Source organism: bacterium (assembly GCA_024742285.1).
Lineage (GTDB): Bacteria > Myxococcota_A > UBA9160 > UBA9160 > UBA4427 > UBA4427.
Genome location: JANSYR010000002.1, coordinates 149,949 through 160,788 on the forward strand (window position 1 = coordinate 149,949; position 10,840 = coordinate 160,788).

The 10,840-nt window shown below is 66.3% G+C and carries 5 protein-coding genes; all 5 read left to right on the forward strand.

The window, feature by feature from the left end; translation table 11 throughout:
* The first annotated feature begins 1 nt into the window (after position 1).
* Genes NXI30_04510 through NXI30_04530 form a run of 5 tightly spaced genes read left to right on the forward strand, consistent with a single transcriptional unit; the run spans position 2 to position 10,822 of the window.
* Positions 2 to 2,260, forward strand: coding sequence for a hypothetical protein (locus NXI30_04510; protein MCR9093456.1), 2,259 nt, complete (start codon positions 2 to 4; stop codon positions 2,258 to 2,260).
* Positions 2,261 to 2,806, forward strand: a complete 546-nt coding sequence (locus NXI30_04515; GenBank protein MCR9093457.1) for a hypothetical protein — start codon at positions 2,261 to 2,263, stop codon at positions 2,804 to 2,806. It abuts the gene before it with no gap.
* Complete coding sequence (locus NXI30_04520; protein MCR9093458.1) at positions 2,803 to 4,326, forward strand: hypothetical protein; 1,524 nt, start codon at positions 2,803 to 2,805, stop codon at positions 4,324 to 4,326. Before NXI30_04515 ends, NXI30_04520 begins: the two co-directional genes overlap by 4 nt.
* Positions 4,323 to 7,961, forward strand: a complete 3,639-nt coding sequence (locus NXI30_04525; protein MCR9093459.1) for a hypothetical protein — start codon at positions 4,323 to 4,325, stop codon at positions 7,959 to 7,961. The genes NXI30_04520 and NXI30_04525 overlap by 4 nt, the downstream gene beginning before the upstream one ends.
* The gene (locus tag NXI30_04530) at positions 7,958 to 10,822 is read left to right on the forward strand and encodes a hypothetical protein (GenBank protein ID MCR9093460.1); all 2,865 of its coding nucleotides are present in this window, start codon (positions 7,958 to 7,960) and stop codon (positions 10,820 to 10,822) included. The genes NXI30_04525 and NXI30_04530 overlap by 4 nt, the downstream gene beginning before the upstream one ends.
* The last annotated feature ends 18 nt before the right edge of the window (positions 10,823 to 10,840 follow it).

Consider the following 10,840-nt stretch of genomic DNA (forward strand, 5'->3'; position numbering starts at 1 on the left):
GATGAACGCCGGGAAGCTCTCTCCGCAGGTCGGTGCACGCATCGATCCGCAGATCCGCCCGTTCTACGACGCAGGCGCACAGGTCCTCAAGAACTTCATCGCGATGGTCGAGGGGCCGATCATCAAGCGGCCGGGCTTTGTCTACATCCGGCCCGCGCACCTCCAGAATACGAGCTTCAAGCTCGTCCCCTTCTACAACGCTGCGAGCCGCTTCGTGCTCGAGGTGAGCGGCACGGACTCCACCTCGGACTGCGAGGTCCGATTTCTCCAGGACGGCGTTGCAGCGGCGGAGACGGCGCAGTCTCTCACCGGATCGCCGACCGCCGCGAACCCCGTATCGATTCCGCTCACGTCGCACGGGTATTCGACGGGTGACGAGGTGCTGATCGCGGGCTCGGCAATGTCGGAGCTGAACGGCCGCTACTTCTCGATCACGGTCACGGGGCTGAACGCCTTTACGCTGGACGGAGAAGACGGAACGGGAAGGTCGACCGGGGCGGGAGGTACTGCCGCGAAGACGTACCACGTTCGTCCCTTCCTGACGGGCGATCTCCGAACGATCCAATGGGAGCAGGACCAGGACGTGCTCTACCTCGTCCACTCGAGTCGCCCGCCGACGTGGTACAGCCCGAACGCCCACAACGATTGGGAGTTCGACGGTCTCTTCGCCGGAAACGATTGGCCGCTCTTCGAGTTCGACTCGACCTCCGGCGTCACCATGCAGGCGTCCGCGACCGTGGGATCGATCACTCTCACGGCCTCCTCTGCGATCTTCACCGCCGAGCACGTGGGGCGAGCCGTTCGGCTGACCGACATCACCACGGGCATCGGGACGGTCGATCAAGACTCCGGGGGTGAAGGCTTCGTCGAGATCGACTCGGTGACCTCACCCCCATCGACTACCGCCTCTGCGACCGTGCGCTCGACGCTCGACGCGAACGTCGTTTCTTCGCCGACGACGCGATGGGCGTGGAGCGTCGTGGGCAACCCGACGGCGATTGCCTCCTTCGATGATCGTCTCTGGCTCAGCGGAATCGAAGGCTACGAGGGCCAGATCTGGGCCTCTCGCATCGGATCGATCCTGAATCCGGAGTCCTTCGCTCGCAACGCGACCGATGTGGGTGCCCTTCACTTCCGACTCCAGAAGGGTGGAAATCAGGAGGTGCGCTGGCTGCGCGGCATGGACGAGGTGCTCATCGTCGGCACCGCGAGCGATGAGCAGACGGTGACCTCGATCGACTCCACGGCGGCGATTGCGGCCGGGAACATCAAGGCCCGGCGCAGGTCGGCTCGGGGGGCTCGGGATGGCGCCGACGCGGTCGAAGTCGACGATCGCGTGATCTTCGTCCACCGCGCGGGACGGAAGGCCTACGATTTTCGGTACCGGATCGAGCTGAACGAGGTGACTGCCTCTGATCTCACCAAGCTCTCGCGCGAGTCGACGCAGAAGAAGCTCGCCGAGATGCAGTACCAGCAGGAGCCCTACAACGTCATCTGGAATCGGATGGACGACGGCTCGATCACGGCGCTGACCTACGACCAACGGGAGCTTGTGGCGGCGTGGCAGGACGTGGAGCTAGGGGGCGGTCCCACCCTTCTGTCTCACTGCATTCTCCCGTCCGACACGGATTCGTCGGACGAGGTCTGGGCCATCACGGAGCGCACGATCAACGGATCCGCGCAGCAGTACATCGAGCGCATGAACCCCTTCTGGGAGGAGGGCGACGCGCTCGAAACTTGCGTCTTCGTCGACTGCGCGTGGACCTACGACGGTGCTGCCGCGACGACGTTCTCCGGCCTCGACCATCTGGAAGGTGAAACCGTCTGGGTTCTCGCGGACGGTGTCCGACTGGACGACGTGACGATCGCGGACGGCTCGTTCTCGATCTCGACTGCCGCGTCGCAGCTGGCGGTCGGCTACGGCTACGACGCCGACTATCTGTCGATGCCGATCGAGGCTGGATCAGCCGACGGCACGTCGCAGGGCAAGCTCGGCTCGATCGCACGGATCATGCTCCGGCTCTACCAGACGGGCGAGGGACTCTTCTACGGCCGGACGCTCGACGACGATGACCTTAGAGTCGTCCCGATCCGTGCAGTGGGTGACGCGATGGACACTCCTGTCCCGGTCTTCGACGGGGACAAGGACGATCTCTTGATGCCGGCGCACCAGGAGCAGCGGCGCACCGTCGCGCTCCGTCATAGGGCGCCGCTTCCCTGCACCATCGTCGGCGCGTTCCCGCGCCTGGAGGCGCGGTAGATGGCCGCGGTGGCCCTTGGCGTCGGATCGCTTCTTGTGGGGTCGAGTATTGGCAGCTCGGTCTTCTCGTCGATCGGTTTCGGCAAGCGATCCAAGGCAGAAGAAGAAGCCGAGCAGCTCGCAGCGCTGATCGCACGGGAGCGGACGCGCGTCTCGGCCGCGCGCTCACGTCGGCAATCGGCACGCACGCTCGCGTGGCAGCGGGGCATGGTGGGCCGAAGCGGCGTGTCGCTCGAGGGGTCACAGATCGATCTCCTAACGGAGAACGCGAAAGAACTGGAAATGACCGCGATCTACATCGAGCGGTTCGGCGAGCTTGAAGCAGAAGCCGCGGAGGCCCGCGCCGACAGCATCGAAGAAGCGGCACGCATCGGAAAGGTGCTGGGGGTTCTTCAGGGCGTCACGAACGCCGGATCCATCGCCTACAGCATGTTTGGCACGCCCGGCGGTGCCGGGAGTGGGGTTACGACTGATCCGCGCCCTGAACAGACGCCGGCGCAGCGTGCGAACTCCAACTCCTTGTATCGGAATCGGATCCAGCGATGAGGATCCAGCGACTCATCGCCGCAGAGACGCCGATCGCCCCGCGGCCCACCGGCGAGCAGTTCGGGGCCGCTGAGGGACGCGCTGTCCAGCGGCTTGGGAACGAACTGGGGCGCACGGCGCAGCTCGCTTCGCAGATATTCGACAGCTACCAGCAACAGGTCGCCACGTCGCGGGGCCTCGACGCCGAGGACCAGCTCCGGCGCTTCGCCGAGGAGCAGGAGCAGAATCCCGACTTCGAATCGCGCGAACGCGTCTTCCTCGAGCGGGCCGCCGAGCTCCGGTCCGAGCTCGGGCGCGGTCTCACCCCGCGTCGCCGTGTCGACTTCGAGCGGATCCTGTCGCAGGCCCGGAACCGGCACGCCGTGACGGTGCGTGCGGGAGCCAGAGGGGCGGCACTCCAGGCGGCAGAGATCGAGACCAACGAGATCCTGCGAAAAGCCGCCGTCACGGTCGCGAACTCGGACGATCCGCTCGACCAGATGACCGCCCATGGCGAGGGTCGGAAGGCGATTCAGGACTTCGGCGAGAACTTCGGGCAGACGCCGGAGCGTATCGAGGAGTCTCTGCGGGGCTTCGACCGCATGATCGGAGACGCCGTCTTTGTCCAGAAGCTCCGCGAGGATCCGGTCCACGCCTACAACCTGCTCGAGGAGCCCGGGGCAGGGCTCACCGTGGGGCGCACGCCGGCCGAGATCGAGCAGATGCGGACTCGGGCGATCAACGAGGTCGAGTCCCGGATCCTGCGCGCGGACCAGATGGAGCTCACGCGGATTCGGAAGGCCGAAGCAGCCCGAAAGGAAGCGGCGCGCGACGTGATGGTTTCGATCGCGACCGAGGCCCGCACCGAAGAGGGCGTGAGCGTCGACTTCATCCGGGACAACGCCGATCTCCTGGGCGGCGAAAAGGCCATCGAGCTCATGGAATGGGCCGTCAACACCGGTGGGCGCATTCAGCGGACGAAGGTGGATCCCAACGTCCTTGAGGCGCTCCGCGCGCGCGCGGCGTCTGGCGAGGACGTGACGGGCGAGATCTTCGACGAGGAGGTCGCGGGGAACCTCGGGCCGGCCGAACGAAACGCGCTGCTCACCATCAACGACGACCGGTTCGACCCGGCCTTCGACTATCTCGACGGCGCGATCTCCGAATTCACGCGTGGACCCGCCCGGCAGCGCGTCAACGAAGCGAAGGCAGAGATGGTTCTCTGGGCAGCCAACCATCCGGAGGCGTCCCGCGCCGACGCCCTGGAACAAGCGCGGGAGATCGCAGAACGCGCCCAGATCTACGACACGAGCAAGATGCGAGTCGCCAAGTTGCCGCCGCCGTTCGCGGTCTTCGAAGAAGACGGGCGAACGATGCGGGCGAACGAGACAGAACAGGCTCTCACCGAGCGTCTTCTCTCGGGCGACATGGACGAGGACGAGTTCGATCGCGCGATGGATCAGTACGAGGCGTACATGGAGGCGCAGCGGGCCGAGCAGTCGCGCGCGGTCGAGCGTGACGCGACGGAGGGCAATCGGTGAGCACTCCGATCGAACCCCACGCCAACGTCATGCAGGCCCATGCCGAGCGCGAAGAGACGCAGCGCAAGGCCGCTCGCCGAGAGCGCATGATTGCGGAATACCGAGAGCGGCAGGCGGCTCTCGCAGCCGAAGCGGCACCCGCCGCACCTCCCGGCGGCGGTGACGGCGATGACGACGACGACAAGCCGTTCGACCTTGGTTCCCTCTCGGGCGGACCGCACGGCGAGCACGCGCCGGGGGCGATGGAGTCCGCGAGCCGCGCGGGGGGCGTGGCGCACAGCCTCGTCCCCTACCCGACGCAGATCGCGGGGGCGCTGCTCGACGCTGCGCAGGAGGCCCCGGCGGCCCTCGTCGACATGAGCGACTGGCTCGGCGAGAAGCTCAACCTGCCGGGCGACATGGGGGCGATCGTCGGAGACGAAGAATGGGGAATCCGGCACGACGTTGTCGATGCGATTCAGGCGCTCGTCCCCGACATCGAAGAGCGAGAGGACGGCGGCGGGGCGGCCGCGCGCGGCATCGCGCAGTTCATCGCGGGGTTCGCCCTCACGCGAAAGCTCCCGGGCATGGAGAAGCTCGCGGCGGCTGGGCGAACCGGACAGATCACTTCCGCGGCGCTTCGCGGCGCCGTGGCGGACTTCGCGGTGTTCGACCCGCACGAGGATCGGCTCTCGAATCTGATTCAGGAGTTCCCCGCCCTCGAGAACCCGGTCTCCGAGTACCTCGCCGCCGATCCTGACGACGGCGAGGCAGAAGGCCGCTTCAAGAATGCGCTCGAAGGGCTCGGTCTGGGCGTCGCGCTCGACGGGCTCTTCCTCGGCGTCCGAGCGATCCGGAACGCGAGGCGCGGCGCGGCCGAGGTCACCGAGCCGTTCGAGTCGATGGCGCGTGAGGTCGAGGTGCTCGACGAGCGGGTCACGCTCCAGAAGCAGCGATTCGACGAGCTTCTCGGCGACCCCGAGGCCCCGATCTTCGACATCACGCCTGCCCGGGTCTCCCCTGACGAGATCGCCGAAAGCGGTGCGACCGGATCCGCGCGGGCCCCGGCGGCGGCCGCCCGCGGCGCCAAGGGGGAAGAGGGCGCCGAGTACGTGATCAACTGGTCGCGGATCGACGAGGCCGACGACGTCAAGGCGATCATGCAGGACATCGCCAACGCGTCGAAGGAAGAGATCGACGCAGTCCGCGGACCGAAGATGCGCTTCGCCCAGGTCGAGGCCGAGGCGGGCGAGATGAACGCCTTCGAGGTGCTGAAGCATCGCCGCGAGCTGAATGGCGCGGCTCTTCCCCCGGCCGAGGCCACCGCCCTGCGCGCTCTGTTCGTGACGTCAGGCCGAAAGGTGCGCGAGCTCGCGGCGGCGGTGCGCGCCGATCCCGGGTCCGAGATCAACCAGATCGCGTTTCGCAAGATGATGTCGATCCACAACCTGATCCAGGCCGAGGCGTTGGCCGATCAGGCAGCGGCCGCGCGCACCTTCGCGGCTCGCCGGATCCCTGTCGGCGACACGCCCGAGTTCATGCAGCAGATGGAAGAGCTGACCGGCCTCTACGCCACCGGGACCGACACCCTCGACATCGCTGATCGGGTGCTGCGGTACGAACGCATGGGAAGGCAGGACGCAATCGCGCCATTCGTCTACGGCACTCCCTGGGCTAAGACGCAGGATGGCATTGCCCAGCTCTGGTATCTGAGCTTGCTCTCCGGGCCGCACACGCACGCGCGAAACTTCATCTCGAATACCACCGTTCTGCCCCTCCAGGTCATGGAGCGGCGCGTGGCGTCTTTCCTCTCGCAGCACGGAGGGAGCGGCGAGGTCGCCACCGAAGAGGCGGCGGCGATGCTGACGGGCATGTGGGAGGGAATCCGGAAGGCACTCCGCGTCTCCGCCGCCGGTCGGCAGGTGCTCCGCGACGGCCTCGAGCAGCCGGCGTTCGCTGGGGACGCGATCCGCGAGAATGCCGACGAGTTCGGGACCTTCTACCAGTCACTCGCGACAGGTCGTTCCGGCTTCGGCTCCGGAAAGGTCGACGAACGGGTGCTCGGGGCGTTTGACCCGGAGAAGTGGGAGATGTCGCGAACCACGCCGATGGGCGCCGTGATGTCCGTGTTCGATACCGCGACTGCGATGCCGACGCGCGCGCTGGCCGCAGGCGACGAGATCTTCAAGACGGCGAACTTCATGGCCGAGCTCCACGCGCAAGCGACGCGCCGCGTCGCGGCTGAGGTCAAGGCGGGCCGCATCGCGCCGGACGACTATCTCGACGAGGTGACGCGCCTCGTGAACGAGCCCGACAAGGCCATGCGGCTCCAGGCGATGCAGTTCGCGGACGAGTCGACGTTCACGAACACGCCGCCGCGAGGGTCCACGATCCATCGCGCGATGCGCTCGCTCGCCAATATTCCTGTCGTCGGGCGAGTCACGATGGCGTTCGTTCGGACGCCCTACAACATTGGACGATTCACCTTTCGCCGTACGCCGATCGCTCTCGCCATGCGTTCCTACCGGGATGCGATCGAGGCTGGAGGGCGAGAAGCCGAGCTCGCCCGCGCGCAGATGCTCACAGGAACAGCTCTTCTAGCTGTCTTCACCGATCTCGCGTTGCAGGGGCGACTCACCGGGAACGGCCCGCCAGACTCGAAGGAGCGTGCGCACCTGCGACGGATGGGGTGGCGCCCCAACTCGATAATGCTGGGCAGCGTCGAGGACGACACGGCTCGCTTCTACAGCTACCGGGGCCTGGAGCCTGTAGCAGGCTTGCTCGGAATGGCTGCCAACACCACTGAAATCCTCGCTGCCGCCGCGCACGAGGACGACCCGGAACTCGACGAGCTAGTGATCGCGTCGTCGCTGGCCATCGCGAATCAGATGACGGCCGCGAACTACATGCAGGGTGTCTCCGGAATCCTCGAAGCCATGAACCAGCCCGAGTTGCATGGCGAGGACTACTTCAACCGGCTCGCCGGATCCCTGATTCCACAAGGCGCCGCGACGTTCACCTACGCGATGGATCCGGTCTATCGGGAGGTCACGGACTGGCAGGATGCGATCCGAGCGCGGACACCGGGGCTTTCGGAGGGCATGCCCGCCGTGCACGACCTGCACGGACGCGAACTCACGCGGCAGGGACCGCACGGTCGGACGTACGACATCCTGTCTCCGCTGTACGCCTCTGAGTGGGATCCCGAGCCGATCGATCTCGAGATGCAGAAGCTCGAGATGCACCGCGCCCGCCCGAGCTGGAAACAGCAGATCGACGGTGTTCAGGTCGACCTCTCCCGCTACCCGGGTGCCTACCAGCACTTCGTCAAGCAGGCTGGGGACGGCCTGACCGGCGAGGCGCCCGGAATGATCCAGCGTGGTCAGTACGTGAGCGACGGCGGCACCCGCCTTCAGGAACTCAACTCGCTCGTCTCCGGCACGCACTCGCTTTCAGGCTGGTACGAGCAGATGGGACGCGAGGCCAAGATCGCCTTCATCCGTTCCGTGTTTCAGGCGTTCAACGACGAGGCGAAGGACGACCTGATGCGCGAGTTCCCAGAGATCCAGCAAACCGTGAACGAGCAACTCCAGCAGGACTGGCTCGAAGAGTACGGGGTCTCTGCCGACCCGAATACAGTGAGGCTGTTCAGATGACCGTATCAGTCGAGACCAAGCGTGCGCAGAGCAACGGCGACGGATCGACCGTGGCCTTCCCTTTCGGCATACCCGTGAAGGCGGAGACCGACATCGCGGTGCTGAAGACCGCGACCGCGACGGGCGTCGAGACGCCGCAGGTCCTCACGACCGACTACACGGTCACGCTCACCGGCTCGCCGGCGGGCGAGACGGGTGGCGTTGTGAACTTCCTGTCGGCTCCAGCCTCCGGAGAGCGGGTGACGATCTACATCAACGCTCCTCTGACGCAGACTGCGAGCCTTCCGCAGTCCGGGCCCTTTCTATCGGAAGCCGTGGAGTCCGCGCTCGACCGCAAAGTCACGCTCTCGAAGCGCGCCGTCGACATCGCAGAGCGGTCGCCGACTCTCTACGAAGGCGATCTCGACGGGACGGACGGTCGCTACGATGCGAACTCGAACCGAATCGTGAACCTCGCTACACCGGTCGAGACGACGGACGCGGCCACGAAGGGCAGCGTGGACGCCGCCATTGCCGCGGCGCTCTCCGTTGGGGACGTGACGGTCCTGACTGCGCTGGGCATCGGTTACACGATCGCGGACTACCGCTACCAGATCGGGGACACCGGCAGCACGGACGTTGACCTCGAGACGCGTCTCGGGGAGACCAAGAGCGTCACGGACTTCGGCGCCACCGGCGACGGGGCCACGGACGACACCGTGGCCTTCCAGGCGGCCGTCGACGCCGGCGGGCACATCTTCGTTCCGCCCGGCACTTACCTGCTCGATCAGGTCGAGATCACGAACGAAGTGCACATCGTCGCCGACCCGCAGGCCATCCTACGGCAGCGGTCGCTCACTGCCTCGCAGGATCAGGCGATCCTCTACTTCTCGACCGGCTCCGACTACTCGAGCTTCGAGGGCGGGCAGTTCGACGGGAACGCCGCCGCGCTGACCGGGTCGCACACGGACGAAGAGATGATGGCGATCCGCGTCATCAACGCGCCCGATCACATCACGATCGAGCGCACCTACATCCACGACTTCCTGTGGGCGGCGTGGCGGTTCGGCAGCGGGAGCTTCTCCGTCTTCCGGGACATCCACATCAAGGATTGCGGGAAGGGCTTCGTCCATCAGCAGCCGGTCGCCGGGCGTGTCGAGAACGTCACCGTGGAGGGCGCAGCGAACAACGGAAAGGCGATCTTCCAGCACGCGGTCGAGATCCGCGACGGCGACCACTTCAAGGTGAGCAACCTCCGCGTCGTCAGCTTCGCGCCGGACGGCTCCGGACTCGAACCGACGCCGAACGCGATCGCCTTCCAGCGCATGAAGAACCTGACGGCGGAGAACCTCGTGATTTCGGGCTTCGCCGGCACGGGCGGCAATCCGGGTATCGGGATGGACCTCGATTCCCTCGAGCTCTCGACGTTCGCGCACATCACGATCGAGGGCGGATACGACCGGGGCATTTCGTGCAACTCGCTCATGGACTGCTCCATCAGCGACGTGCATATCGCGATGGAATACAACGCCGAGGGCTCCAGCAATCACGGCTTCCAGGTGCGGACGGGCGGCCTCTATCCGCCGATCAGCCTCGGCGCCGTCAGCGAGAACGCGCGTGCGAACGTGGCCTGCCGAAACCTTCGCATCGCGAACGTGATCGTGACGGGAGCCGCGGACCACGGTTTCCACATCCAGTCGGGCGATATCTCGCTTTCCAATTGCATGGCGATTGGGTGCGACCTGGACGGCTTCCGGATCAACGAGAGTCTGCCGAGCGCGCTCTTCGTCAATCCCCCCATCCCGGCCACCGCGGTCGTCACGCTGGAAGGCTGCGTCGCGGTCAACAACGGCCAGTGTGGGGTCCGCGTCACGAAGGGTCAGGATGTCTCGATCGTGGGCGGGCTCTTCGTCAACAACGGTCAGGACTCGTCCGCCGGGACGAACTCGCGATGCGGCGTCGTCGTGAACGACGTGGACCGGATCTCGATCATCGGCGTGGATGTCTCGGACACCCAGTCTTGGTCGACGAAGGCCGACAATGCGTCCTTCGAGCCGGGCGCGACGGTCGGCGATCAGTACGAGGTGAGCCTGATCGACCCCGGCCTCGTGAACCTCGGGCAGCGGATCCTGATCCATGATGCGGGCGGCGCCGCGGTCGATGCGACGGCGAAGGTCGTCGCGAAGTACCTGGACGACATCACGGTCGAGATCAGCGGCGGATTCACCTTCTCGTCTTCCGGCAACCTGACGACGCTTTCGGGCACGTTCGACACCACGGGAGCCGAGCTCGACGGCGTGTCCGGGACGGCGCTCGATACGGAGATCATCGGCCGCACGTTCGTGGAGTCCGCCGGCGTCTATCGCCGGATCATCCGAGTGGACGACGCGGCCAACGGGATCATTGAAAGCGCCTTTCCGTCCGACCTTTCGGGTGCCGCGATCCAAGCGCTTCGATGCGACGTGGACCCGATCGCGTCGCAGCAGGTCGGCGTCCGAATCGAGTCGGCAGCGACGGAGGTCTACCTGTCCGGCGTCACGGGCGGCGGCAATGTGAGCGCGCTCTACAGCATCGCCGACCCGGCCTCGATCGCCGAGCTCGACGTAGCAGATGCCGCTTGGGTCGATGTCGCTTCGGCGAGCACGATCGCGATCCCCTACGGCCGCGGAAACGTGCGCGTGACGGGCACGACGAACGTCAACAACGTGACCGCGGGCTTCGACGGTCAGTCGGTTCGCCTGTGCTTCGCGGCGTCTCTCACGGTGGCGGACGGGACGGGGAACCTGCGGCTCGCGGGGAACTTCTCGGCGACGGCGGACGATGTGTTGGAACTCGTCTGCGACGGCACGAACTGGATCGAGGTTTCGCGGTCGGCCAACTGATCGCGGGGAGGGAATGAC

Coding starts and splice junctions, on each gene's coding strand:
- NXI30_04510 (MCR9093456.1), top strand. CDS start 2: ATGAACGCCGGGAAGCTCTCTCCGCAGGTCGGTGCACGCATCGATCCG.
- NXI30_04530 (MCR9093460.1), top strand. CDS start 7,958: ATGACCGTATCAGTCGAGACCAAGCGTGCGCAGAGCAACGGCGACGGA.
- NXI30_04520 (MCR9093458.1), top strand. CDS start 2,803: ATGAGGATCCAGCGACTCATCGCCGCAGAGACGCCGATCGCCCCGCGG.
- NXI30_04515 (MCR9093457.1), top strand. CDS start 2,261: ATGGCCGCGGTGGCCCTTGGCGTCGGATCGCTTCTTGTGGGGTCGAGT.